This window comes from Rhizobium sp. YAF28, from assembly GCF_052113285.1.
Taxonomy (GTDB): Bacteria; Pseudomonadota; Alphaproteobacteria; order Rhizobiales; family Rhizobiaceae; genus Rhizobium.
Window position 1 is genome coordinate 22,733 of sequence record NZ_JBFRCX010000009.1, and the last position, 24,579, is coordinate 47,311.

The following is a 24,579-nucleotide window of genomic DNA, read 5'->3' on the forward strand; positions in this document are numbered from 1 at the left end:
CCATGGCCGAGACGGGTCGAAATGACGGCCGCCGACCTGACGATCAGGCTAGTTATTATCGTGCAGTGCACGAGCGCGCGATCCAATAAAACGCCCGGACCACATCCGCGACACTCGCTTCAATCCGGCCAGGCGTAAATCGTGGCTGGACGAGCGACGCCTTTGAGCGGAAAAATGCCGGCTTTCTCGAAACGGCCTGGCGCCTGCAAAACGAAATCGGCGGATGCCAGCAGGCTGTGGCCGATTTCGTCGGCCAGCTTCTCCATGCGCGCCGCCTCATTGACCGCCCTGCCGATGGCGGTGAAGTCAAGGCGGCGAACCGCTCCGACATTCCCATAGAACACTTCGCCGACGTGAAGGACGATATCCACAAGAAGCTCCGGCTCTCCCGCTTCCGCTCGCCTGCGATTGACATCAGCATTAGCGTTCATGGCAGTTCGCGCCGCCGATAATGCGCGGTCGCATGCCTCGGCCGGGTTGTCGATATCGGCAGGGAAGACGGCGAGCAGACTGTCGCCCATGAACTTCAGGATCTCGCCGCCCTCCTGCTCGACCGGCGCGCCGATCGCCTCGAAGTGTTCGTTGAGCCAGGCAACGATGCGCTCGGGCTGATGCTGTTCATTGAGCGAAGTGAACTTCTTGAGATCTGCAAGAAGGATCGCGGCATAGACCGCGGTGCCGTCGCCGCGCCTGATATGACCACTCAGGATACGTCCGCTGGTCCGCGTGCCCGTATAAACAGCCAGCACATCGCTCGCAACCCGTGTGGTAGCGATCCGGCAGCAGGCGAGTGACAGCGCCGGGACCAACCTCTCCAGATCGGCAATCAGCCTGTCCGAAAAGCCATCGGGGTCATCAACGGCGATCGAGAAGCTGACACCCGCCAGCGCCGTATCGCCGGGGAATGAAACGAGCTTCATCAGATAATCGGTAGCCCCGAGCTCCGCCAGCTCAGTCAGCAGTGGAATCGGCGGAACATCTGGTCCCGGCGGCAATCGCCAGCGGGCATATTGCAGATTGTTTTCCAGAAGGTAGGAGATGGGAGAGCGCCGGAACAATTCCTGACCTGCTTCATCATGCCCTTGTACTTCCGTCGAGAAGCCGGAAGAACGATACCACGCAAGCGAAAATCCCCGCTGCAGGGGATCGATCGACGGCATCGCTATCGACGCCCGAAGGATCGGATATCCGAGATCCGTCAGTCGTTCCGCAACGCCCTGCAAAATGGTCTCAATGGTATCTGTCGATAGTCCTTCGGCGATGATCCAGTCGATCAGTTCCTGCAAGCGAGGCATAGTCACGTCCTTCGGCCTCCGGATTTTTTGGAGGTCTGCCGTTCTACCGCAATTTTATGAATGGTCCATCAGTCGTGTCATTCCCGGGCTTCGGGCATCATCGTTGCAAAAAATCTAATGCGCGCCGATTGAAGCAAAATGCGTGGAACAAAATCGACGCTGCTGCGTAATTCCCCTCTGGGACGCAAAAGAACCTGTTATCGCGCTAACAAGAAGCACAACCCCACTTCGAGGAAGGAAAGGAACGTGTCTATGACCGTACGGACTGCTGATGTTGTGCCGCATGACGATCACGTGGTTACGGCCAAAGAGGCCCTGGAGGGACTTTACCTAAGGCTCGAAATGGAGGCGGAGGTCCGGCTCGTTGCCGCGGCATTGCGCGCCGGTTGGACGGCAGACGAAGCCCTTGACGCGATCGACCAGCTTCGAGCCGACGATATCACGCATTAAGGTTCCCTGACGCGGCGTTAGGCGTCGTGGCGGCTGAAAGTGCCGCCCCCGCTCCGCTCAGTTTGCCACCAGATGCCCCGGCGACACCTCACGGTATCCGAGCGGCTTGATCTTGTATTCGACGGGCCGGATCGGGCTCTTGATCTCGTCATTGGCGACAGCCCGCTTTTCGCGACGGCGATCGGGATCGGGGACCGGGACGGCTGCCATCAGCTTCTTGGTATAGTCATGCTGCGGATTGCCGAAGACGGCGGCGCGCGGGCCGATTTCGACGATTTCGCCGAGATACATGACCGCGACGCGGTGGCTGACGCGCTCGACGACGGCCATGTCGTGAGAAATAAACAGAAATGCGAGATTGAGGCTCTGCTGCAAGTCCAGCATCAGATTGATGACCTGCGCCTTGATCGACACGTCGAGTGCCGAGACACTCTCGTCGGCCACGATGACCTTCGGCTCCAATGCAAGTGCACGCGCGATGCAGATGCGCTGGCGCTGTCCACCGGAGAATTCATGCGGGAAGCGTGAGGCCATGTCGGGCGTCAGGCCGACCTTGACGAGGAGGTCCGCGACCCGCTCCTTGGCTTGCCTGGTCGACCCCATCCTGTGCTCGAGATAAGGCTCGGCAATGGCGTCGCCGACGCGGATGCGCGGATTGAGGCTGGCAAAGGGGTCCTGGAAGATCATCTGCACGGTCTTGCGCATCTCGCGCATGCCCGCCTTGCCGAGCGCCAGCACATCCTTGCCATCGGCAATGACAGAACCGCTCTGCGCCTCGATCAGCCGCATGATTGCGCGTCCGGTTGTCGACTTGCCGCAGCCGGATTCGCCGACGAGCGACAGCGTCTCACCGGCATGGAGATCGAAGGAAACGTTCTCGACCGCGTGGACGCGACCAGTCAGCTTGCCGAAGAGGCCGGAATGAATGTCGAAGCGCTTAGTGAGGTTTTTCACCTCGAGCACCGGGCGAGATGTTGCGGCGACCGTATCGGCCGTTTCGACCGGGATGTTTGATTCTCCCGTTGCCGTATTGACGACGGGGAAGCGCAGCGGCCGCTGGTAATTTTGCATCGAACCGAGCACCGGCACGGCCGACAGCAAGGCACGGGTGTAGGGATGTTTGCCGCGATGGAAGATATCGGGTGTCACTCCCGTTTCCACCTGCTCGCCGCGATACATGACGACGGTACGATCGGCGATCTCGGCAACCACGCCCATATCATGAGTGATGAACAGAACCGACGTCCCCTCCTCTTCCTGCAACATCTTGATCAGATCGAGGATCTGGCCCTGAATCGTCACGTCGAGTGCCGTCGTCGGTTCGTCGGCGATCAGGAGCTTCGGCCGTGAGGCAAGCGCCATGGCGATCATCACGCGCTGGCGCATGCCGCCGGAGAAGCGGTGGGGATATTCGTTAAAGCGCGAGACAGCCGAAGGAATGCGCACCTTTTCGAGCAAGCGGATCGTCTCGGCGCGTGCTTCTGTCTTCGACATCGGCCGGTGGCACAACAATGCCTCGGAAATCTGGTCGCCGATCGTGAAGAGCGGATTGAGGCTCGTCATCGGTTCCTGGAAGATCATCGCGACATCATTGCCGCGAACCTTGCGCATCTCGCCTTCCGGCAGCGCCAGAAGGTCGCGCCCGCCGAGTATGATCTTGCCTTCGATGCGACTCGAATCCGCCTGCAGAAGGCGCATGATCGATAGCGAAGTCACGCTCTTGCCGGAGCCGCTCTCGCCGACGATCGCGACCGTCTCTCCCGGTGCAACATCGAAGGAGACATTGCGAACGACCGGCTTCCAGGCGCCATCGACCAGAAACGATGTCGTCAGGTTCTGGACGGAGAGAACCGGCTCCGCCGTTGCGATGGATTGTGCCTGGATGCCTGTCATGATCGCTTCCTTAGAATTTGCGCCTTGTATCTCGGATCAATCCGGCCACTTCAGCACACCTTCAAAACGTCGCTTGCTTCGGTTTTCGATCGGCGTCGCGATGATCTCGTTGGAGGCGCGCGCCTTGTCGAGCTCCTCGGCCAGGCGGCTGGCGACGATCTTCTCCTGGCCCGGGTGCAGATTGCAGGGATCGAGGTAGAAGTAGCGATGCTCGACTTCATGATCGCGCACGATGATCGGCGGTGAGCCGCGGCCAAGCGCATCGGCGAGGTCCCAGGCGGTGATATGGGCCTCATCGGTATCGATGATCACGCGCATGCGATCGAGCGGGTTATTGGTCGGGTCCGGCTCGATCAGTGCGGTCACGCCGGGGCGACCATCGAGCGTCTGCTTCCAGAGGTTGAGATAACCAGTCTCACGCTCGCGAATACCGGCGTGGTCACGCTTTTCCCAGGCTTCGAGCGCTGCCATGACGCCGAAGATGCTTTCCTTGCCGACCTTCATGCCACGGCCGATGCCCATATTCTGCAGGAAGGCATTGCGCACCAGCTCCTTCTTGCCGGCGACGATGCCCGAGGTCGGGCCGCCCAGGAACTTGTGGCCGGAATAGAGCGCGACATCAGCCCCCTGCTCCAGGAATATCCTGAGATCATATTCCGAGGCTGCATCGACGATAACAGGAACGCCCTTGGCATGGGCAATCTCGACGAATTCCTTGAGGTTCAGCAGGCCGTAGTCAACCACGTGATGCGAAACGACATAGACGGCGGCGGCGGTCTTTTCGGTAATCGCATTCTCCATATGGAAGCGATGGGTGGATGTCGCCTGGCCGACCATCACAACCATGCCGCCGGCAAGCCGGATCGCCTGATCGACGGGTGCGCCGTAGCTCACAATATGGCCCATCTGGACGAGGACTTCATTCTTCTCCGGCACTACATCCGGCAGCTTTTCGATAGCGAGCAGGTTGTTGCCGGTGATGGCACCAGCGACGGCAAGCGAAATGCCTGCCGAGCAGGAGGCGGTCACGAAGCCCGCCTCGCCGCCGGTCAGCCGCGCGATAGTCGCGCTCGCCTTGCGCTGCAAATCGTTGACCTCAACGAACTGCGGCAGGATCGACGACATAGCGGCGATGGCCTCGGGAACGACGATCGAGGCGCCGAGGCTGGTCATTGTGCCGGAAACGTTGATGACCGGGCGAAGGCCGATCGATGTGCGGATGTCCTCAGACATGGGTGTCTCCAATTTCAATCTGTTGGGCAGGAGCAATCATGCGCATCCTCATTAATCCCTGAGCGCGACGATGGCCTCGATTTCGACGGTGATGTTTCCTGGCAGCGATCCGAAGCCGACGGCAGAGCGGGCATGCTGTCCGACCTCGTCGCCGAAGACATCGATGAAGAGATCCGAACAGCCGTTGATGACCGAGGGATGATCGACGAAATGCGGTACGGCATTGACCATGCCGAGCAGCTTGACAATACGCTTGACACGCGAAAGGTCGCCGAGCGCCTCATGCATGACGGAAAGCAGATTGATGCCGGTGAGCTTTGCATGCGCGTAGGCCGCTTCGACGCCGACCTCGGCGCCGACCTTGCCGACATGCATGAAGCCGTCCGGCTCCCGGGGGCCCTGCCCCGACAGGTAAAGCATGTTGCCCTCCTGCACATGGGTGACGAAATTAGCGATCGGCGGGGGTGGGGCCGGAAGCTTGATGCCGAGCGCTACTAGCCGCTCGTAGGGCGACGTGCTGGGCTGACCTGTGGTAACGGGCGGGCCGGCGGTGGCGGAAGACTGGTTCACGCAAACTCCTGTGATGCTATGTCTTGTGTTCTGGTCTTACCGGTAGGAATAACCGTGGCTGTGGCGCACCAGCTTGCGGGCACGCGGCACGTAGCGGCTGGAGGTGAATGCCTCGTTGCCCAGCACCGCATATCGCGGCTCGAAGAGCTTCTTCAGCACCGAGACGTCGCCATTGGAATCGGTGGCTTCGAGGTCGGAATCGACGAGATCGAAGATCGTGAACTCGGCGGTAGCACCAACACTCAGACGGTTTTCCATCGACAGCTTGATGACGGATGCCGGCGCATGGGTCACAGCATGGATCACCTTGTCGAAGGGCATGCCGACCGACAAGAGCTTCGACATGGTCGTTGCCAGATCCCAGACCGGGAAGTTCATCGAATGACCATGCAGGTCGGTCGAGATCGAATATGGCAACAGGCCACGGGCGATTGCCGCTTCCGCCACCTTGAAGGAGAAGGAGGCACCGCCATGGCCGATGTCGAGGCGGATGCCTTCAGACGCGCAGCGCTCAGCGAGATTGAAAAGGTCTTCGTCCTCCATGATGCTCGAACCGGCCTTGCCGTTGAAGCAGTGGGTGACGACATCGCCGGGGCCGAGGATTTCCAGCACTTCATCATAAAGCGCAGGCGGCTCGCCGACATGCACCATCATCGGCACCTTGAGTATCTTGGCGATTTTCTTGCCGAGCTTGACGGGAGTGACACCCCAGGAGCCGGTGATCACATGGCTGGCGCGCACCTTGATGCCGACGATGTGCTCGCTGTTTTCAGCGTAGCATTCGAGGATGCGGTCGAGGTCGATATCCCTGATGTCGCGCAGTTCCGCAACACGATTGCAGGCAACCAGGCCGATGGAACCGAGATTGAGGAAAGCCTTGATGCGTTCCTTCGACGGCTCGATGATATATTCGCGGAAACCGTGGAAATTGGCCTCACCAGCAGAACCGGCATCGACCAGCGTCGTCACACCACGCTCAACGCCGCATTCGGACGGGCGGATGGAGATGTCGGTGCCACCATGCCAGATATGCACATGCAGGTCGACCCAGCCGGGCGAGACGAAGGCACCCTTGCCGTCGACGCGCGCCACGTCATCGGCCACAGCCAGGGACGGGCCAAGCTTGGCAATCTTGCCATCGGCATCGACCAGAATGTCGATTGCCCCATCAGGCGTGCCGGCACCGAAGCCAACAGGCTTTACGTTGGTGAGGAGGAGCGGCTTGCCCACTTTTTCACCGGTCATTTAAAGGTCCTTTCGAAGTTTGGGATCGAGCATGTCGCGCAGACCGTCACCGACCATCTGGAGCGAAAGCACGGAGAGAATGATGGCGACGCCCGGAAACAGCGTCATCCAGTCGGCCTGACCGATATATTGCCGGCCAGCGGCAATCATCGTGCCCCAGGTCGGGATTTCCGGGCTGACGCCGAGGCCGAGGAAAGAAAGGCCGGCCTCGGCGAGCATGGCGCTGGCAAAGAGGAAAGTCGCCTGCACCATGATCGGCGAGAGCAGGTTCCTCAGCACATGACGCGTCATGATATGGAAGGTCGAGATCCCCAGCGCTTGTGCGGCCTCGACATAAGGCAACTCGCGGATAACAAGCGTCGAGGCGCGGACGATGCGGGCTAGACGCGGTGCATAGACGATCGACAGCGCAATGATGACAGTCGTCAGCGACGGGCCGAGAGCCGCGACAAGCGCAATCGCCAGCAGGATATCCGGGAAGGCCATCATCGCATCAATCAGGCGAGCGATCGGCGTGTCGAGTTTCTTGAAGAAGCCCGCAAGCAGTCCGAGCGTGACCCCGATCGCCGCCGAAAGTGCGACGACCGCGACGCCTACGAGGAGCGACAGGCGGCCGGCGAAGATGGTGCGCGACAGCACATCCCGGCCGAACTCGTCCGTGCCGAAGAAATAAGTCCCGCTCGGTGGCTTCAGACGGTTGATGATCGAGAGCTTCGACGGCGAATAGGGTGCAACCCATGGCGCCAGGATCGCCAGCAGCACGAAAATTGTGAGAATGAGCAAGCCAACGGCGACTGTCTTGCGCTTTAAAAACTGGCGGATGAATTTGCGGCCTTCACTTTCGGCCGGTTTGATCGCGATATCCGTCATCAGTAGCGCACCCTCGGGTCGACGAGCAGGTAGAGCATGTCGATCGCAAAATTGATCAGCACATAGAGCGCGGCGATCACCAGAAGCGCTCCCTGGATAACAGGATAGTCGCGACGCAGAACAGCCGAGACCACCAGATTGCCGACACCCGGGAGACCGAAGACCGTCTCGGTTACGACAGCGCCAGAGATCAGCACGGCGGCGGTGAGACCCAGAACAGTCAGAATCGGGATCAGTGCATTCTTCAGCGCGTGCTTGAGGATAACCCTGCGCTCGATCAGGCCTTTGGCGCGAGCCGTGCGGATATAATCATCACCAAGGACGTCGAGCATCGAGGCGCGGGTGAAGCGCAGGATGAGCGCCGAGGAGACAATGCCGAGCGCGAAGGCAGGCAGCGTCAGGTGATACATGCGATCGAGAAATGTCGAGCCAGGCCCGCCGTATCCGGAGACCGGAAACAGACCGAAACGCACGGCAAAGACCTGCATCAGAATGAGGCCGAGCCAGAAGCTCGGAATGCTCGCGGCAAACATCGCCAGCGTCGTTGCCGCCTGGTCGACGAAGGAGCCGCGGCGGTAGGCGGCGTAGATGCCGATCGGAAGCGCGATGAGGCTGGCGATAACAAGCGAGAAGATCGTCAGGAAAAAGGTCGGTTCGGCGCGATCGAACAGCGCAGACGTCACGGGCATGTTGAGGAAGATCGACTGTCCGAGATCGCCCTTCAGCAACTGGCCGATATAATAGAGATATTGCACGCCGATCGACCTATCGAGGCCAAGGCTGGCCCGCAGATCGGCGATGTCCTGCGGCGTCGCATCGGGGCCGAGCATGACGGCAGCCGGATCGCCGGGGGTAACGCGCACGATGACAAAGACGATGGTGACGACGAGGAACATCACGACAATCATGCCAAGCAGGCGCTGAAAAATGTAACGTATCATGAAGTCTGTCCCGGTGCCGGACGGGCACGATGGAAGAAGGATACCGGCGCAAGCGCACCGGTATCCTTCGATGGAGCGTTACTTTTTGACAGATGCGTTCCAGAAATACGGCCACGGAGCCGGATCGACACCTTCGAGCTTGGTCGATTTCGCCGAGACGGCATTGAAATCGCCGATCTTCATGTAGGGCAACTCGTCATACATGGCCTTCTGGACGTCGGCCCACAGTGCCACGCGCTTCTGCGGATCGACCTCTGAAGTGAAGGCATCGACGACGGTCTTGCGCGCCGGCGTATCCCACCAACCGGGCGAGCTTGGAGACAGCGACCCGATCAGCGCCGGTTCTGGCAGGAAGGGGCTGTGGGTGATGTAGATATCCCAGAGCTTCGGATCGGTGCGGCGCTGTGTCAGCGTTGCCCAGTCGACGACCTGCAGGTCGACGGCAAAGCCGGCTGTCTTCAGATATTCGGCCGCAACCTGCGCCATCTTGTAATGGAATTCGTACTGGCGGCTGGTCAGAATGCGGATCGGCTCGCCATTATAGCCGGCCTTCTTGGCTGCTTCGGCGGCGCCTTCTGGATCGGCGACATTGTAATTGCCTTCGACGCCTGCATTGGTATTCCAGACATACGGCTTGGGATAGATGTCGCCGTCGAGCGTGTAGAAATCCGTGCTGCCGAAGGCGGCGGCGAGCATGTCCTCCATGCTGAGCGCCTGGCGGATTGCTTTGCGAACCTCGACATTCTTGGCAAGGCCTTCCTTCGTGTTGAAGACGAAGACCGGATAGCCGAATGGCTTCAGGATGACCGGCTGCGACGCGCTCGATGCCTTCAGTTTATCGAAGGATTCGACCGGGATCGAGTCGACATAATCATACTGGCCGGAAACGGCCGCCTCGACGCGGGTGTTTGCATCCGGAACCGGTACGAAGCGGATTTCGTCGAGATACTGGTGGCGCGCGCCGCCGTAACCGTCGCTCTCGCCATCGCGCGACTTGTAGCCATCGAAACGGACGAGCTGGATGTACTGGTCCGCCTTGCGCTCCTTTAGCATATAGGGGCCGGTGCCGATGAATTCCTTCATCGGTTCATCCTGCTTTTCAGCAGGGATGATGATGGCGGCGGAGTTGTTGAAGGCGAGCAGCGAGGTCAATGGCGCATAAGGCTGCTTCAGCGCGATCTTGACGGTCGCCGGATCGACGGCAGTGATGGAATCGATGAAGCCTGCGACCTGTTTGCCCCGCGAGGCGATCTTCATCCAGCGGCTCAGCGAGGCGACGACGTCTTCAGACGTCATGTCGGAGTTATCGTGGAACTTGATGCCGGTGCGCAGCTTGATCGTATAGGTCTTACCATCGGCGCTGATTTCCGGCAGGCTTTCAGCCAGAAGCGGCGTGACATTCCACTTCTTGTCGAAGGTGTAAAGTGTTTCGAAAATATGCTGCGTGACGATGCCGACGAGGTCGGCAGTCGAGGACATCGGGTCAAGCGTCGGCGGTTCGCCGATCGTTGCGACGTTGATAACACCACCCTTTTCCTGGGCCAGCAAAGTTGTCGGCAATGCGACCAGCGCAGTGCCGAGAAGGAATGCGACAAGTGTCTTCATTTTATGCTCCCGGTTTAATGTTCCACAATTATGTTATGTCGGTTTTTATAATAGAATAGCGACGGAAGTGGCCCTGTCAATCGGGAAAGCGGCTCCATCGGCAGAAATGAATAGGCGCGCGGGCGGAACCGTAATCGTCGCAATTTCATGCTGTTTCGCAACGGCACAGGCGAGTCCGCCATTGCGTGCGACGCGCTTGATCTGCTCGAGCCGTAGCCCAAGACGATTGAGTTCATGGGAGATTTGTGCGGCCGATCACTGCCAACAACGAGCCCGATCTTGGCGTCGCGCCTCGATCTTATGGAGGCGCAATCTGGAATTAAATGGGCCGCGGGTCGCGCATCCATCTCGCTCTTTAAGCGTTTCGGCATTCACTCAGAGGAAGGTAGGCCATGTCGGACTTAAGTCCGTGTTGGCCAGCGCGCAAAAAAGCTAGAACGCGATTGTGTTGCTTTTTATCGAGGACATTGAGGTGCACCGAAGGCGGACATCGGTATCCTTTCTCTAAAACGGTGCATGGATGGACATCATTCTTGGCGCATCGATTTTCTATAGAGGCGTTGCAAAAATCCAAAGTAACCGCCACTCGCCGAACTGAACAATCAAAGTTCTGAACTTTAAATTCCAGAAAAACGAAATATGTCATCTGCTGGAGAAGTCATGAAGAAAGCGCTTATAGCAGGCGGAGCTGGTTTTCTCGGATCACATTTGTGCGATAGGCTTTTAAATCGCACCGACATCGAAAAGCTGGTTGTTGTTGACAATCTTTGGACTGGCCGTGAGGCGAATATTTCCCACATCCAGGATCCCCGCTTCCATTTCGTGCAGTCCGACGTGGAAGAGCTTCAGACTTCGGACAAGTTTGACGAAGTATACCACCTTGCCTCCCCGGCCTCGCCGCCGTGGTACATGAAAGAACCCAAGAGAACTATCTCGGCAAATCTCATTGGAGCCTTTCGTCTTCTGGACCTTCTGAAAAAAGGAGGCCGCTTCTGTTTCACCTCTTCCTCAGAAGTCTACGGCGATCCGCTGGTCTCGCCGCAGCCTGAGTCTTATAAGGGCCAGGTCGATTGCACCGGGCCACGCTCGTCCTATGACGAAAGCAAACGCTGCACAGAGTCCTTGCTGTTCGAAATGCAGCGCACGCAGGGTCTGGACCTTAAAATCGTTCGACCCTTCAACGTATATGGACCAAGGACACGGCCGGACGACGGCCGAGCCGTCTCTAACTTCGTCGCCCAGGCCCTGACCGGCCGCCCCATTACTGTGTTCGGGGATGGCCTGCAGTCCCGAAGCTGGGGTTACGTCGATGACATCATTGATGGCTTTGCACGCTACTTCTGGATGAACGAAACGGATTACAGGGGTCCGCTTAACGTCGGGAACGATCGGGAGATCTCAGTCCTGGAAGTGGCTCAGTATGTCTCGCGCCTGATGGGCGGGATTCCGATCGTCTTCGAGCCTTCGCCGCCGCACGATCCGACAAACAGACGGCCAGATCTGAGGAATGCGAACTACGTGATGCCCGAATGGTCGTGCGCGATCAGCTATGAGGAAGGCGTTGCAAAGACTCTGGAATGGTTCAGGCAGGAGATGAAAATAAATGCGACAGAGGCTGCCCAGGCGGGCTCCCGCCGGCTGGCCTAGGCAGGACGCTGAACAGTTCCCCGGCATCTGGCGCAGAGTGTAATAATGAGTGACGCCATACCGCGTGACATGAAAGACAACGTCTTTCCCGTGCCCATCCGATACCTCGATCTTTCGTCGGATGACGTCAGTGCGAATGCCCCGGCGATCGGCGCCGGGCTCGTCGTCTTCGTCTCCGCAGGCCTTCCCGTCGGTCAGGCCTATATCGAGGGGTCAGAAAACCCTGGCGCCCTGGCTGCGCGCGCAGTGTCGCCGGAGAGCATCGAACACGCTCGGAATGTGATGCACGCGCCGATCAGGAACCGCGACGTCAGCCTCCTGATCTGCACCAAGGATCGGCCGGACGAACTGGCCAGATGTCTCGCGTCAATCCCCAGGCAGTCCCTGCCTCCAGTTGAGGTAATCGTCGTCGACAACGCCTCAGCCGGTGATGGAACGCGCCGCGTGGTGGAGGCGGCCGGCGCGACCTATGTGCGCGAGAATAGGGTCGGGCTGGACTTCGCTCGCAATGCCGCCGTGCGCGCGGCAAGTACCGAGTTCGTGGCCTTCACGGATGACGACGTGGTCCTGCATGAACATTGGCTGGAAAACCTGATGAAGGCCTTTGACCGGCCCGAGATTGGATGCGTTACCGGCCTTGTCCTTCCCGGAGAGCTCTCCACGCCCGCGCAACTGATATTCGAAACCCATTGGGGATTTGGCAGAGGCTATAAACGTCAGGACTTCGGTCAAGACTTCTATCGTCAGAGCGCACCATACGGGGCGCCTGCCTGGCTGATCGGCGCTGGTGCAAGCCAAGTATTCCGCCGCCAGGTATTCGACGATATCGGATTGTTCGACGTGCGGCTGGATATGGGTGCGGCAGGGTGTTCGGGCGATTCCGAATTCTGGAATCGACTTCTCCATCACGGCGGCACCTGTCGCTACGAGCCGACCGCGGTTTCCTGGCATTTCCATCGCAAGGAGATGAAGGGGCTCGCCAAGCAGATTCGCCAATATATGAGCGGCCATGTGGCGGCCCTGCTGATCCAGTACCAGAATACCGGAAACCGAGGCAATCTGCGGCGCATCCTCTTAGCCATGCCCCGGTATTATCTTCGAAAGTTGAGGAAACGGCTGCCGAGGGGAGCAACCTCGGACAACTTCTTTCTGAAGGAGGAAATACTGGGATGCCTGAACGGTGCCTGGTATGTCCTTCGCCGCTGGAAGATGCCGGCATGGTAACCGCATCAAAGCCGGACATATCGTTCCTTATCCCCGCCTACAACGCGGCAGAAACTCTGGCCGACTGCTTGGGCAGCTTGCAAAAACAGTCGGTGTCGAACTGGCAGGCGGTGGTCGTCGATGACGGTTCGAAAGACGATACCTGGGAAGTGCTCGAGGGCTTTGCGCAAGCGGATAGCAGGATCCTGATCCACCGTCAGCCGAATGCCGGCGCATCCGCGGCGCGTAACGCGGCCGCCGGATTTGCAACCGCTCCCCTGCTTTGCATGCTTGATGCGGATGACTGGCTGGACCCTGTTTTCATCCAAAGCATGCTGCCAGTTGCCGCCGATGGCCAGCAACCGATCATTGCCTATTGCAGCCATCGCCGTGTCACGCCTGATGGCCGGATGCTGGGTGTCGAAATACCCCCTGACCTCGCAGGCGACAGGGCAAAGCGGGAATTCTCGTCCTTCTGTGCCCTGGCCATTCATACGGTGGTCTTTCCCAGAGACCTTTTCATCCGGCTGGGCGGCTTGGATGTCGAACTGCAGACTTGCGAGGAATGGGATCTCTGGCTCCGTATGGCTTTTGCGGGAGTTTCGTTCCAGCAGGTCGAAAGGTGCCTTGCCTTTTATCGCATGAAGACCGGCTCTCTCTCTGGTGATCCGCTGAAAATGCTGAGGGATGCAATCCGTGTCACCCGCAGGGCGCAAGCGCTGCGCCTGAAAGAGGGGCTGTCGCCGGATGATGAGGACGCCCGATGGACGGCGCCTGCGCTCGGTCAATTGCGAATGCTCGCCTGGGCCACCTCAGTCAACCTCTGTGCGGGAGACGAACTTGCCGCGCTTGCAGAGCTTCTGCCCGAATTTCCCAACGCTTCCGGCTATGAGAATTTCCTGACTGAAGTGATATTGCACGGATTGCAGATCGGCCTGAAAGCAGCGCGCCCGGCCGATCTCGTCGATTTGCTGGAGCGTTGGAAGCCGGCATTCCTCGATCTCGTACAATTGCTAGAGCGGCACTCCCTGCCCGGAACCGGGCGCCGGGTGGAAGAGCTCGTTGTCTGGTCAATCTCGGCACCCGACATGTCTCGCTCCTTCGCGCTCGGCCATCTGCAGGTGGCTGCCATCGACATCGACAAGCTGGCCTGGATCACCAAGATTGATGGGGCCGATACGCTGCTGCTGCACGTCTTTGCTAGAGGGCTATATATCGGATCGCATGTCGGCCCCTTGTGGGGAGATCTCTCGGTTCGCACTCAAGTTCGCCTCATTATCGATGAATTGCAGGCCGAAGATCGGTTACCCACACCTTTAACGTTCTCCTATGCCCGCTCCTGGACGGCCGGAGCCGTTCGCAATATGAGGGCTTTCGGCAAAATTGTGCGACAGCGCAGCGGGCGACGGCGGCAGATCAAACATCTCTTCAAAAAGGTACATCTGACCGCGCTCGTCGAAACTGCAGCTAGAAGACGAGGGAATAATGACGCATGCTTGCTGGAGACGGAATCCGACTATCAGCAACGGCTTGCCACCCCTGTCGTCGCGAGGACCGACGAGTCCTCTGAAGCGAGAGGCGAACAAACGGCCCTGCCTGAGGCAACGACGAAAAAGGAATATTGGGAACGTTTTTTCGAGCGCCCGGATCCCTGGAACTATGTCTCGGTATACGAACAGGTCAAATACGAGCAGACGCTGAGCCTCATTCCGGATGGGGTCGAAAAAGCCCTGGAGCTTGCCTGCGCGGAAGGGCTGTTCACGGTAAAGCTTGCGCAAAAGGTCGGCTTCGTGATGGCTGCGGACATTTCCAACCGCGCTGTGGAAAGGGCAGCCGAGAGATGCCGCGATCTTCCAAACGTGGAGCTTCGCGTCCTGGATTTCGTAGAAAACGAACTTCCGCCCGAACAGGATCTGATCATCTGTTCTGAGGTCCTCTACTTCATAGACGACGAGGCAAGCCTGGAGCAGGTATGCCGGAAAATCGCGGCCTCCTTGAAACCGGGCGGCTATCTTGTCACGGCCCACGCCCATCTCCGGCGCGACGAGCCCGGCAGAACCGGTTTCGATTGGAACAATCCCTTTGGCATGGGCACGATCAGGAAGGTCCTGTCAACCTTGCCTGATCTCGTTCTGGAAGAAACGATCGAGACGGAGCTTTATGCCATCCATCGGTTCGCAAAGCGCAATGCGGCAATACCGGTCGTGCATATCGAGCCCCATGGTGTACCGCTCGATGCGAACGTCGCCAAATACATTATCTGGGGGCCCGCCGGCGTCGACAGCGAGACCGCAAGGACGAATGAGGTCGTCACCTCGGTTCCGGTGCTCATGTATCACAGAATCGCACTCGACGGACCGGACTCGCTCCATCGCTTTCGGGTCGCACCGGAAGCCTTCCGTAAACAGATGCAGTTCCTCCGGCGGCAGGGCTATTATGCGCTGACGGCCGAGAGCCTGACCAACCTGTTGCGTGAGGGCAAGCCCATCCAGGGGCGACCCGTCGTTCTGACCTTTGACGATGCCTATCTCGATTTTCTCACCGATGCCTTCCCGATCCTGGCTGAAAGCGGGTTCAGCGCAGACGTCTTCGTGGTAACGGATAAGGTGGGCGGCAGGTCGGATTGGGATGCCGGTTACGGGGATACGGCACCGCTGATGTCCTGGGCCGATATCCAGAGCTTGCACCGACAAGGAATCCGTTTCGGGTCCCATCTTGCGTCTCACAGGCCGGCAAGTTCGCTGGACAATGCTACATTGATGGGCGAAGCGGTCCTTTCGCGCGATGCGCTGGAAAGCCGGCTGGGCGAGGCCGTGATGTCCATCGCCCTTCCCTTCGGTTCCACCGATTTCCGCGTTCCTGGCATTCTTGCTCAAGCCGGTTACGAGATCGGCTTTTCAACAAAACCCGCGAGGACGAGCTTCTCGGACCACCCCTTATCCCTGCCACGCCTTGAAGTTCGCGGGGACCGTCCTCTCCAGGCCTTCGCCGAGCTGATGAGCCAACCCGACGCCTTCATTGGATAGCAAACCATGAACGTCGATTCGCTCCCCTTGGTCACGGTCGTTATTCCTGCCTATAACGCTGCGAAAACACTCGCGAATACACTTCGCAGCGTATCGAACCAGACCCATGAATGCCTCGAAATTCTCGTGGTCGACGATGGTTCTGAGGACGGAACCTACGAACTGGCCAGCGAATATCGCCTCCAAGATTCGCGCATCAGGGTCCTGAGACAAGAAAACGGCGGCGTGGCACGCGCCCGCAACCTGGCAATCCGCGAAGCGGCCGGCAGCTATATTGCCCCGATCGATGCCGACGATCTCTGGCATCCCTGCAAAATCGAATTGCAGCTCCGAGCGCTTGCGGGCCTCCCCGACGGGCATGGGGTCGCCTACAACTGGTACGCGGCCATCGATGTGAATGACGTGATTTTCGCCCATTCAAAACCTGTGCTTTACCAGGGCTACGTCTTCGAAACCATGGTTCGGGAGAATTTTATCGGTAACGGCAGCACGCCGCTCATGCCGCGTGCGGATGTCCTGGCATGTGGTGGCTACGATCCGTCACTGCGCGATCAGAAGGCGGAGGGATGCGAAGATCAGAAGCTTTATCTGGCGCTGGCCGAAAGGCTGCCTTTCGCCCCGGTCCCTGATTTTCTGACGGGATATCGTTTTACTCAGGGAAACATGTCGAGCAATGCCTGTCGCATGCTGAGATCTCACGCCCTGGTGATGGCAGAGGTCAAAAAACGCCACCCGCATCTTGCCGCCGCCGCCACTACCGCCGAATTCGATACGGCACGGTGGTATTTCCACAAGGCGCTTTCCAGCAAAGACCATGATCAGGTCAGAAAACTGGCGCCGATGATGGCTGGGCGCTTCCCTCTGAGGCTCGCCATTCATGGTGCAGGTCTTGTCTGGCGCTCAGTCGAAGGCCGCGGACGACGATTGGCAAATCGATTGTCAGGACGCGTGACCGGAAAGCGGCCTGCCGCGCCGATGCGGGAAGCAATGACAGTCATCGCTTTCCCCGAGAATGGCTCGTCATTCCGTGACCGTTTTGAAGCGGCGGCTGTTGGACAGACTGGCGTGTTCATGGAACCGCGCGGAGGTGGTGCATGATGACACTGCAAAAATCCGTTTCCGCCAAGCCGACAGGCGCCTTCAATCTGATCGTCGCAGCCCGCTTCCGCGAGCTTCTGAAACTCGTGCCGTCGCTTCGGCTCAAGACGTCGGGGATGGTCGTGGTCGGGATCCTGAGCGGTCTGATGGAAATGGTCGGGATCACCTTCCTGGTGAGCCTCGTTTTTGTTCTCGGCCAGCAGGGCTCCTCTTCCAGTACTGCAATCGCCGGACTTCCTGCATTTTTCGGTGGGTTTGAAACCGCGATATCGAAATCGATGCTGGTCACCATCCTGATCTGCGCGATCATCCTCAGGATCGTTCTGGGTTTCGCCAATTCGATCATCGCGAGCACCGTCAGCCATCAAATCAGTGGCAGCATTCGGCATCGTCTTTATTCAAAAATCCTGACGATCCCATTTCAGCGCTTTCAGCATTACGAACGCAGCGACCTCATGAATGTCATCGCGACGGAATCCTATGCGGTCGCTTCGGCTCACGCGAGCCTGGTTCGCCTTGGTATCAATCTCGGGACCATCGTCATCTTCGGTGCCGGAATGCTCGTGATGGCATGGCCGATCGCCGTGCTCGGGCTTATTTTCGGCGTTGTCCATAATCTGACCCTCGGCCTGTTTGCCGAAGCATATCGGCGTACAGGCGCGGCCGCCATTTCGGCAGTGGAGGACCTGACACAACTAACCTGGACCACGCTGCAGACCTTAAAGGCTGTGAAAAGCTTCGGCCTGGAAAAGCGCCACGAAAGCATTTTCGATGCGCTTTCCACGGATGTCGGGAAAACCTGGTCCCATTCCGACCGGATGAGTGCGGCAACCTCGCTTTTGAGCGAGGTGCTGACATTCGGGGTTATCCTGACGATTATCCTGTCTTCGCAATTTCTGCCGGTAGACTTCCGAGCAGCATTGTCGGCGACCATCCTTCTTTACAGGCTTCAACCGTATATCAAGGAGTTTGATTCCCAGATCCTTGGCCTGCATGCCCTGGAGGCACCTCTACAGAACGTGCTGGCGATAATTTCCGAGGCGGACGATGCCAGACAGGTCGCCTGCGGAGAAAAACTCCAACATCTGCAGAAGGAAATCGCTTTCCATGATGTCTCCTTCTCATATGAAGGCAGCAGCGTTTCTGCCGTCAGCCGAGCCAGCTTCTCCATCAGGACAGGAGAGACGACCGCGCTGACCGGGCCAAGCGGCTCCGGCAAGACAACCATCCTCAACATGCTGCTCGATCTCATCCAGCCGAGTGAGGGGCGCATAACCTTCGACGGCAGGGATCTTTCGACCATCGAACGATCGAGCTGGCTGCGGCTATTCTCGATTTCGGGCCAGGACGTCGAATTGATGGAAGGTACGGTCCTCGACAACATCCGGTTCCGCCGCGAAATTTCCGAGGAAGATGTCCGCTGGGCGGCAGATGTGGCTTGCGCGACTGAGTTCATCGAGAAACTGCCTTCCGGCTTCGATGAATGGCTGGGCGATGAGGCGATAAGGCTTTCGGGCGGCCAGCGGCAGCGCATTGGCCTGGCGCGTGCACTCGCCGGCCGGCCTGAGATACTGCTCCTCGACGAAGCCACCAACGCGCTTGACGAGGCGACCGAGGCACGGGTGCTTTCCCTTCTGCTCAGGGAATATCAGAGCCGAACACTGATCATCGTCAGCCATAGATCGTCCGTCGCCAGCCTGATGAAGCATCAGATCTGTCTCGTCTCGCCAGCGGTATAAGGAATAATCAATGGATAGAGGAGACGCTTTTTACTCCACCCAGCCCTTGGTTTCGGTGGTCATTCCGGCCTTCAACGCTTCCGCGTATATTGAGCGCACGCTTCGATCCGCTGCGCGCCAGACCTATGCCGCCCTGGAGATCATTGTTGTCAATGACGGCTCCACGGATGACACGGCACAACTGGTCGAGCAGATAGCGATGATGGATTCACGCATCCGCCTCCTGTCCACACCAAACCGCGGTGTCGCTGCCGCAAGGAATACTGGAATCAGCGCATCATCAGGTCGATTTGTAGCATTCCTCGACGCCGACGATCTCTGGCATCCGACGAAAATCGAGAAGCAGGTCAACGCTCTCAATCGCTTATCGCCGCGATGGGCTGCGGTCTATGTGCTGCATTATATCGTCGATCAGGACGACGAGATCATTGGGCTCGGCGGATCCAAAATCGCAAGGGGCTATATCTATGCCCGGCATCTGAATTTCAAATATATAGGTAACGGAAGCGCGCTTCTCGTGCGACGGGACGTTGCGCTTGAGATCGGTGGGTTTGATAGCTCATACGCAGCTGCAGGTATTGGAGGCTGCGAAGACGTCGATTTCGAACTCAGGCTTGCCGCACGTTATTGCATGGAAGTCGTTCCCGAACGCCTGGTGGGATACAGAAAATATCCCGGCAACATGTCGTCCAATTACACGCGAATGGCTCAAGGTCTTCTGGAAGTAATCAAGCGCTCGATCGCCGCAAATCCGCAGCTTCCGAGATACGCAGCCAGAAGCGCTATCGCGCTTACTCAAAAATATGCATTCCGGCAGTACAGAAAGGCGGGGAATCTGCATCTGTCAATGGTGACCGCTTGGCGGATTTTTCAAAACCCGCGTTTTATGCTCAGTCTCGTAAGGCAAGCCATCCTGCTTGTCATGAAGCAGCGCCATGCTCCCAAGCCAGGAATGGTGCATGACATGTTGAGCAAATCGAAATTCGACGAACAGATCATCCCTTCGCCTGTAGAAGGCCCGGAAGAGACCCTGTCGTCACGACGTCATCTGATGCGACTGACTGTTGTGGATGCCAGGCTGAGTTCAATCCGTGAGAGCGATGAGCGGGTAGACTTCCCCAGCGGTGAAATCGCCACAAGACCGCCTGACCCCTAATGACCATCGGGCGGAACGTCGGCTTTGGGCGTGACGTCCACGATGTTCTTGCGATGGAAGATGAAGAGGCCCGCGAGAACGATGATGACGGAACCGATCAAAATCTGACTGTCCGGCAATTCGCCGAAGAAAACATAGCCAAGCACGATTGCCCAGAGCAGCAGGCTGTATTGCAGCGGCGCAAGCAGGGAGGCCGGGGCAAGCTTCAGCGCGCGCGTGATCATCATATGGGCGCTCCCCGCGACGATGCCTAGCGCCAGCATCGCGACGAAGTCGAGGGCGGACATGGCCCGCCAGTCGCCCACGCTTAGGATTAGACCGGTGACGAGGGCACCGACCGTCTGCCATGTCACAAGCGTGGCGTCACCTGTTTGTCGCAGCCGACGGCCGAGGATCAGCGTCAGCGCGAAGGAAAGGCTGCCGATCAGGCCGAAGATCGACGGCCAGGATAACATCTCCGTCGAGGGTCTCAGCGCTATCACGACGCCGATAAAGCCTATGATGACGGCGAGCCAGCGGCGCCAGCCGATCGTTTCGCCGAGGAAGAAGTGCGAAAGGGCGGCTACATAGATGGGGCCGGCCATGTAGAAGGTCATGACGTCGGCGAGCGGAAGGTAGGCGACCGCGGCATAGAAAAACGCGACATCCCCTGTCGTCAGGATCACCCGCAGGATCTGCAGGGGCACACGCTCGACCTGAAATAGCGAGCGAGGTCCTTGCCTGGCAATCATCGGCGCAAGGATCAGAAAGGAGCCGAGCGAACGGATCACCAGGACCTGACCGACCGCGAAGCTCGCCACCAGCCATTTGCCCATGGCGTCGTTGAGCGAAAACAGGAAATCGCCGAAAAGCATCAGCAGCACGCCGAAGAGTACCGTGTTTTCCGCGGTGCGGCTGATGCGCAAATTCATGATTCGTCCCAATTGGTTAGGCTTTCCTTCTGCCATAGAACTTCATCCTGGCGCCGTCGATTGCTGGCAGGCGATTTTCATCACCGATCTCCTATCACGCCGGGGAATTCGACACCTGTCCGACGCCGTCAACAGCATCGATCTCCGCGACACAGCCGTTAAAGTGATACTTTAAGAACCGGCGAAACAATCGGTATCAATTGTCGGCGCGATCACATTGAAAAGACTGCACACTTCTCCCCTTCCTCACATGGTCGTCTTGTGGCAATGGTGATACTCAACCTACATAAAGACATCATGAAAGCGATTTCAGGCACCAATCTCGAGCAGGCCAAGTCACACAACAGGCGTGTCGTGATTGAGGCTATCCGTACCAACGGTCCGCTGTCGCGCGCCGCGATCGCCCGTATGACCGCGCTGACGGCGCAGACGGTCTCGAACATCGTCGAGGAATTGCAGCGTTCTCACCTGCTCGTGCCAGCGAAAGCGCAGAAGCTTGCGCGTGGCCAGCCGATCATTCCCTACTCGATCAACCCGCACGGTGCCTATTCGATCGGCCTCGAACTTGGCCGCCAGCGTGCCAGCGGTGTGCTGACCGATCTCTCGGGCGCCGTCTGTGCGCGCATCGAGCGTCATGTAGAACATCCCGATCCCGAACAGGCGATGCCTGTCCTCGGTTCTATTGTCGAGGATCTGCAGCAAGCTTTCTCCTTCGATCGCAACAGGCTGCTCGGTGTCGGCATGGCCCTACCCGGCCGCTATGCGGAGGGAGGTGTCACGTCGCTCAGCCCGCAGAACCTGCCCGGTTGGCAGGACTTCCCTGTCGGCTATGAGCTGGAACGGCGCGTCAAGGTGCCGGTGCTTGTCGAGAATGACGCAACGGCGGCTGCCATCGGCGAGCGCCTGCATGGTGTTGCCCGCGGCTTCAGTAGCTTCGTCTATCTTTTTCTTGCAGGCGGCGGCGGCATCGGCGCCGGCATGTTTCTCGATGGGCACCTCTACAAGGGCAGCCGGCAGAATGCCGGCGAGATCGGCCACATCATCGTCGAGCCGCATGGCCGGCTCTGCAGCTGCGGCAAGCGCGGGTGCCTCGATCGTTACGTGTCGCCGACTGTCGCATATGAATTCATGGGCATTGCGAATGCTGAAGAGCTTTTGCCAGATGAACTCGATGCGCTGATCGCCAAAGGCGGCGAAGGTCTGGATGCCTGGCTGGACCAGGCCGTCCAGCCGCTGCGGCAGACCGTCGATTTTCTGGAACTGGCCTTTGATCCGCAGACCATCGTGCTTGGGGGCAGCATATCGACATCGCTGATGCAGCGGCTCGCCGAGCGGCTGGAGCCGCTGCACATTCCGATCGACCCCAACCAGAAGCGGACCATTCCTCGCGTCATGATCGGCATGACCGGCAAGGATACGGCAATTCTCGGCGCCGCCGCCCTGCCGATATTTTCCGAAACCAATCCGCGCTTCGACGTTCTGCAAAAGCCGCTCGGCTGAGCCGAGGCTCATTGGTCAGGTCGCCGCCACAGCTCCGATCGAAAAGAAGATGTTTACGCAGCGGTCATCGAAAGTATCGATGACCGCCCTATCGGCGCCCTCAGGAGGCAGACGGCCTCGCATCGGCTTGGTGCGGACGACGGGCCAGAGGTCGCGCAAAGATGACCACGTTCCCGAGAAGTGTCAGCGCCAGGCCGATGAGGCCTAGACCGCTCCAGTGGTAACCCTCGAAAACAGTCGATAGCGACAGGGCGACGATTGGGAACAGGACGGTGGCATAGGCAGCGCGTGAGGAGCCGATGCGCGACACCAGCATGAGATAGGTGGTGAAGCCGATCACCGATCCGATCGCCGCGAGATAGAGCAGTGCGGCAAGATAAGTGATGTTGGGCGGCGCCACGATCGGCGTTTTCGTCACGGCAATGAGGAAGAGGAGAATGATCGCGCCATAGGTCATGCCCCAGGCATTGGCGGCAAGCGGTGAGATTCCGGCCGCGCTGTTTCGACGCGATGCCATGTTGCCCAGCGAGAAGAACAGCGTGCCAAGCGCCGCGAGCCCGATCCCTTTCAACGTGCCCATATCGAAATCGACGACAACGTCCTGCCCGAAAAGGAGGAGAAGGCCGGTTGCTCCGAGCGCGGCTGCGAGAAGCGTGCGGCCTGTAATGCGGTCGCCGAAGAAGAGGCGTGCATTGACGGCATTGTAGATCGTTGCGAGCGAGAAGATCACGGAGATCAGTCCGGACGGGATAGAGGCGGCTGCGTTGTAGAAGCAGATGAAATTGAGGCTGAACAGGCAGAGCGCTTGCGCAAGAATGAAAGGCTGATCGCGCAAGGCGGGGAGCTTGAGCCGCCGCATGACGGCCAGGATGGTGACGAGGATCATCGCTGCGACCGCAAATCTGTAAAAGACCGAGACCAAGACCGACACGGGGCCGACCTGCATCGCAATGGCGATCCATGTCGTCCCCCATATAAGGACGGTCGCGATGAAGAGAGCGGCATTTGCCATGGAGTGATCCTCGTTTTCCCGACCGATAGGCGAACCGTGAGCAGGCCTCTTGCAGATTCTTGCTATGAAATCGATCTGCCCGGACTTCCGGCTCGCCATGCGGGTCGTCCGCCGGTACTATGCACACGGCATGGTCAGGTGTGGGGAAGAATTGGTGAAATATAATCACCTGTCGGTTTTCAGGTTTTTGTCCGCATCTCCCACTGCGCGGATGTCACAGTCTATGGATTTGGGGTTCGGGCGATCAGCTGCCATCTGGAGCAATGCACACGACAGGATGAGCTATCAGCGGCCGAACGGTCATACGTTCAGTCTCTATCTCAGGGGCGGCGCCGGAACGCGTCGTCTGGATGGCAGCCCTGCAGCGCGTGGCCGTCCGGGAGTCCTGTGCATCATGCCACAGGAGCACTCCTCCGAATGGGAAATCACCGACTTCTCCCAATTCGTCCATCTGTATGTTCCCGACGATCAGATGCGCCGGATGTTTGCGGAGATGTTTGACCGCGATGCTCGGCTTATGGCCCTTCCCGAAGTGACCTTCGCAGATGCACCCGCCTTGGCGCGTACGCTTCTTCAGATGACGAAAGCGATGGTGGCGGGCAGTCATCTGCAGGCTGAAGAAGCGATGACACAGACGATCAACGATTTCTTCGTTGATCCGCGTTATGGAGGGATGCGTCCCTGCACGATCAGCGGCGGGCTCGCTCCTCATGTGCGGCGCCGGAGTCTGGAGTATATCGAGGCCCATCTCGATGAGGCAATCCGCTTGCAGGATCTGGCGGCGATCGGGCAGCTCAGCGCCTTTCATTTTCAGCGGATGTTCCGAGCAAGTTATGGTGTGTCCCCGCATGGCTGGGTGGCCCACCGGCGTGTCGAGCGCGCCAAATCGTTGCTATGCGGCACGGACCCAATCGTGCAGATCGCTTCGGCCTGCGGTTTCAGCAGCCAGAGCCACATGACACGGGCATTTAAGCTGGGCACAGGCGTCACACCCTCTGCCTACCGGCAACGACAGTGAAGTCCCTTCGCTTGACAAGTGTTCGTTGTGGCGAGACGGCAGCCTTGATCTCTGACGGATAACGCCGGCGCTGGTACTTCCGCTGTTTTCGGCCGGGTACCCATAGCTATCGACGCGGATGCCTGCGCACTTCTCTTTTCCGAAACCAATCCGCGCCTCGACGCCTG

The 24,579-nt window shown here is 58.8% G+C and carries 19 protein-coding genes; 9 read left to right on the forward strand and 10 right to left on the reverse strand.

Annotation, left to right across the window (positions count from 1 at the left end; genetic code table 11):
- Positions 1-119: 119 nt before the first annotated feature.
- On the reverse strand, positions 120-1,295 hold the full coding sequence (locus tag AB4Z13_RS20665; protein ID WP_442206840.1) for an adenylate/guanylate cyclase domain-containing protein: 1,176 nt from the start codon (positions 1,293-1,295) through the stop codon (positions 120-122).
- Between the two features lie 252 nt (positions 1,296-1,547).
- Between AB4Z13_RS20665 and AB4Z13_RS20670 the strand changes: the two genes are divergently transcribed.
- The gene (locus AB4Z13_RS20670) at positions 1,548-1,745 is read left to right on the forward strand and encodes a hypothetical protein (protein ID WP_113319998.1); all 198 of its coding nucleotides are present in this window, start codon (positions 1,548-1,550) and stop codon (positions 1,743-1,745) included.
- 57 nt (positions 1,746-1,802) lie between these two features.
- On the opposite strand, the gene AB4Z13_RS20675 is transcribed toward AB4Z13_RS20670, so the two are convergent.
- From AB4Z13_RS20675 to AB4Z13_RS20705, 7 genes are all read right to left on the reverse strand, one after another.
- Positions 1,803-3,638, reverse strand: coding sequence for an ABC transporter ATP-binding protein (locus AB4Z13_RS20675; RefSeq protein ID WP_442206669.1), 1,836 nt, complete (start codon positions 3,636-3,638; stop codon positions 1,803-1,805).
- A 36-nt stretch (positions 3,639-3,674) separates the two neighbouring features.
- Positions 3,675-4,871, reverse strand: a complete 1,197-nt coding sequence (locus AB4Z13_RS20680; protein ID WP_442206670.1) for an aminotransferase class V-fold PLP-dependent enzyme — start codon at positions 4,869-4,871, stop codon at positions 3,675-3,677.
- Between the two features lie 51 nt (positions 4,872-4,922).
- A complete protein-coding gene (locus tag AB4Z13_RS20685) occupies positions 4,923-5,441 on the reverse strand; it encodes a RidA family protein (RefSeq protein WP_442206671.1) in 519 nt (172 codons plus the stop codon).
- Between the two features lie 36 nt (positions 5,442-5,477).
- The gene (locus AB4Z13_RS20690) at positions 5,478-6,686 is read right to left on the reverse strand and encodes an amidohydrolase/deacetylase family metallohydrolase (protein ID WP_442206672.1); all 1,209 of its coding nucleotides are present in this window, start codon (positions 6,684-6,686) and stop codon (positions 5,478-5,480) included.
- Positions 6,687-7,556, reverse strand: coding sequence for an ABC transporter permease (locus AB4Z13_RS20695; protein WP_442206673.1), 870 nt, complete (start codon positions 7,554-7,556; stop codon positions 6,687-6,689). It lies immediately after the preceding gene.
- Positions 7,556-8,497, reverse strand: a complete 942-nt coding sequence (locus AB4Z13_RS20700) for an ABC transporter permease (protein WP_442206674.1) — start codon at positions 8,495-8,497, stop codon at positions 7,556-7,558. Before AB4Z13_RS20700 ends, AB4Z13_RS20695 begins: the two co-directional genes overlap by 1 nt.
- Before the next feature lie 78 nt (positions 8,498-8,575).
- Positions 8,576-10,102, reverse strand: a complete 1,527-nt coding sequence (locus tag AB4Z13_RS20705) for an ABC transporter substrate-binding protein (protein ID WP_442206675.1) — start codon at positions 10,100-10,102, stop codon at positions 8,576-8,578.
- Between the two features lie 660 nt (positions 10,103-10,762).
- On the opposite strand from AB4Z13_RS20705, the gene AB4Z13_RS20710 reads away from it, so the two are divergent.
- The 6 genes from AB4Z13_RS20710 to AB4Z13_RS20735 are packed head-to-tail and all read left to right on the forward strand — an operon-like array spanning position 10,763 to position 19,971.
- Positions 10,763-11,749 (forward strand): NAD-dependent epimerase/dehydratase family protein, encoded by a 987-nt coding sequence (locus AB4Z13_RS20710; RefSeq protein WP_442206676.1) that lies wholly within the window; start codon positions 10,763-10,765, stop codon positions 11,747-11,749.
- Between the two features lie 45 nt (positions 11,750-11,794).
- Entirely contained in the window at positions 11,795-12,973 is a 1,179-nt protein-coding gene (locus AB4Z13_RS20715; RefSeq protein ID WP_442206677.1) for a glycosyltransferase family 2 protein, read from the forward strand.
- The gene (locus AB4Z13_RS20720; RefSeq protein WP_442206841.1) at positions 12,967-15,978 is read left to right on the forward strand and encodes a glycosyltransferase; all 3,012 of its coding nucleotides are present in this window, start codon (positions 12,967-12,969) and stop codon (positions 15,976-15,978) included. The genes AB4Z13_RS20715 and AB4Z13_RS20720 overlap by 7 nt, the downstream gene beginning before the upstream one ends.
- A 6-nt stretch (positions 15,979-15,984) precedes the next feature.
- Positions 15,985-17,076: a glycosyltransferase family 2 protein gene (locus AB4Z13_RS20725; RefSeq protein ID WP_442206678.1), complete on the forward strand. Its 1,092-nt coding sequence runs from the start codon at positions 15,985-15,987 to the stop codon at positions 17,074-17,076.
- Positions 17,073-18,815, forward strand: coding sequence for an ABC transporter ATP-binding protein (locus AB4Z13_RS20730; protein ID WP_442206679.1), 1,743 nt, complete (start codon positions 17,073-17,075; stop codon positions 18,813-18,815). Before AB4Z13_RS20725 ends, AB4Z13_RS20730 begins: the two co-directional genes overlap by 4 nt.
- A gap of 10 nt (positions 18,816-18,825) precedes the next feature.
- Complete coding sequence (locus AB4Z13_RS20735) at positions 18,826-19,971, forward strand: glycosyltransferase family 2 protein (protein ID WP_442206680.1); 1,146 nt, start codon at positions 18,826-18,828, stop codon at positions 19,969-19,971.
- Here AB4Z13_RS20735 and AB4Z13_RS20740 read toward each other — a convergent pair.
- On the reverse strand, positions 19,968-20,882 hold the full coding sequence (locus AB4Z13_RS20740; protein ID WP_442206681.1) for a DMT family transporter: 915 nt from the start codon (positions 20,880-20,882) through the stop codon (positions 19,968-19,970). The genes AB4Z13_RS20735 and AB4Z13_RS20740 overlap by 4 nt on opposite strands.
- A gap of 297 nt (positions 20,883-21,179) precedes the next feature.
- On the opposite strand from AB4Z13_RS20740, the gene AB4Z13_RS20745 reads away from it, so the two are divergent.
- Positions 21,180-22,382: an ROK family transcriptional regulator gene (locus AB4Z13_RS20745; protein ID WP_113320012.1), complete on the forward strand. Its 1,203-nt coding sequence runs from the start codon at positions 21,180-21,182 to the stop codon at positions 22,380-22,382.
- Positions 22,383-22,482: 100 nt separating this feature from the next.
- On the opposite strand, the gene AB4Z13_RS20750 is transcribed toward AB4Z13_RS20745, so the two are convergent.
- Positions 22,483-23,394 (reverse strand): DMT family transporter, encoded by a 912-nt coding sequence (locus AB4Z13_RS20750; protein WP_442206682.1) that lies wholly within the window; start codon positions 23,392-23,394, stop codon positions 22,483-22,485.
- Between the two features lie 277 nt (positions 23,395-23,671).
- On the opposite strand from AB4Z13_RS20750, the gene AB4Z13_RS20755 reads away from it, so the two are divergent.
- The gene (locus AB4Z13_RS20755) at positions 23,672-24,412 is read left to right on the forward strand and encodes a helix-turn-helix domain-containing protein (RefSeq protein ID WP_442206842.1); all 741 of its coding nucleotides are present in this window, start codon (positions 23,672-23,674) and stop codon (positions 24,410-24,412) included.
- The last annotated feature ends 167 nt before the right edge of the window (positions 24,413-24,579 follow it).

Excerpts from the sequence above, each read along its gene's own strand:
- AB4Z13_RS20665 (WP_442206840.1), bottom strand. The coding sequence starts at position 1,295 with ATGCCTCGCTTGCAGGAACTGATCGACTGGATCATCGCCGAAGGACTA.
- AB4Z13_RS20670 (WP_113319998.1), top strand. The coding sequence starts at position 1,548 with ATGACCGTACGGACTGCTGATGTTGTGCCGCATGACGATCACGTGGTT.
- AB4Z13_RS20675 (WP_442206669.1), bottom strand. The coding sequence starts at position 3,638 with ATGACAGGCATCCAGGCACAATCCATCGCAACGGCGGAGCCGGTTCTC.
- AB4Z13_RS20680 (WP_442206670.1), bottom strand. The coding sequence starts at position 4,871 with ATGTCTGAGGACATCCGCACATCGATCGGCCTTCGCCCGGTCATCAAC.
- AB4Z13_RS20690 (WP_442206672.1), bottom strand. The coding sequence starts at position 6,686 with ATGACCGGTGAAAAAGTGGGCAAGCCGCTCCTCCTCACCAACGTAAAG.
- AB4Z13_RS20695 (WP_442206673.1), bottom strand. The coding sequence starts at position 7,556 with ATGACGGATATCGCGATCAAACCGGCCGAAAGTGAAGGCCGCAAATTC.
- AB4Z13_RS20700 (WP_442206674.1), bottom strand. The coding sequence starts at position 8,497 with ATGATACGTTACATTTTTCAGCGCCTGCTTGGCATGATTGTCGTGATG.
- AB4Z13_RS20705 (WP_442206675.1), bottom strand. The coding sequence starts at position 10,102 with ATGAAGACACTTGTCGCATTCCTTCTCGGCACTGCGCTGGTCGCATTG.
- AB4Z13_RS20710 (WP_442206676.1), top strand. The coding sequence starts at position 10,763 with ATGAAGAAAGCGCTTATAGCAGGCGGAGCTGGTTTTCTCGGATCACAT.
- AB4Z13_RS20715 (WP_442206677.1), top strand. The coding sequence starts at position 11,795 with ATGAGTGACGCCATACCGCGTGACATGAAAGACAACGTCTTTCCCGTG.
- AB4Z13_RS20720 (WP_442206841.1), top strand. The coding sequence starts at position 12,967 with ATGGTAACCGCATCAAAGCCGGACATATCGTTCCTTATCCCCGCCTAC.
- AB4Z13_RS20725 (WP_442206678.1), top strand. The coding sequence starts at position 15,985 with ATGAACGTCGATTCGCTCCCCTTGGTCACGGTCGTTATTCCTGCCTAT.
- AB4Z13_RS20730 (WP_442206679.1), top strand. The coding sequence starts at position 17,073 with ATGATGACACTGCAAAAATCCGTTTCCGCCAAGCCGACAGGCGCCTTC.
- AB4Z13_RS20735 (WP_442206680.1), top strand. The coding sequence starts at position 18,826 with ATGGATAGAGGAGACGCTTTTTACTCCACCCAGCCCTTGGTTTCGGTG.
- AB4Z13_RS20740 (WP_442206681.1), bottom strand. The coding sequence starts at position 20,882 with ATGAATTTGCGCATCAGCCGCACCGCGGAAAACACGGTACTCTTCGGC.
- AB4Z13_RS20745 (WP_113320012.1), top strand. The coding sequence starts at position 21,180 with ATGAAAGCGATTTCAGGCACCAATCTCGAGCAGGCCAAGTCACACAAC.
- AB4Z13_RS20750 (WP_442206682.1), bottom strand. The coding sequence starts at position 23,394 with ATGGCAAATGCCGCTCTCTTCATCGCGACCGTCCTTATATGGGGGACG.
- AB4Z13_RS20755 (WP_442206842.1), top strand. The coding sequence starts at position 23,672 with ATGAGCTATCAGCGGCCGAACGGTCATACGTTCAGTCTCTATCTCAGG.